Source organism: Streptosporangium nondiastaticum (genome assembly GCF_003011965.1).
GTDB classification, from domain to species: Bacteria; Actinomycetota; Actinomycetes; order Streptomycetales; family Streptomycetaceae; genus Streptomyces; species Streptomyces nondiastaticus.
The window spans coordinates 1-383 of sequence record NZ_PXWG01000416.1 but is presented as its reverse complement, the minus strand read 5'-3'; the positions used below and the strand labels follow the sequence as shown (position 1 = coordinate 383).

At 53.0% G+C, this 383-nt stretch carries 1 protein-coding gene; it reads right to left on the bottom strand.

Translation table 11 applies throughout. The features are described from left to right. Positions 1 to 77: 77 nt before the first annotated feature. Positions 78 to 383: hypothetical protein (locus tag B7P34_RS39215; protein WP_223268652.1), on the bottom strand; the 306-nt coding region annotated here is incomplete at its 5' end.

Here is a 383-nt window from a genome sequence, read left to right as displayed (position 1 = left end):
GTCATTGCGAAGCTGTTCGCTGCGATGTTTGCACAGGCTGCTGTTTACAGCCTGCGCCGAAGTGGAGACGCAAGACACTACGCGTCTGCGATCAGCGTAAGAAACGGTAAGGCGATAACCGTCATTACAATAATACGGTTCGTAGCGAGGACGTGAGCTCTCAAACCCTGCGCTGCTGCAGGTTGGAAACGACTTGCCTCTGGCAAGCCACCGCCATAGCTTTTGCACCGGTGGACGGCATTGTGCATATTGCGTGGCCCCACCGGGATTGGATAAGCACAAGATAACTTTACAACCCCAGTCATCGGCACGAGCGTTTTGACTGGAACCGAGATATAATGCACCGAGTCCGAAAACTGCGATGGCACCATGAAAGAGAAAGT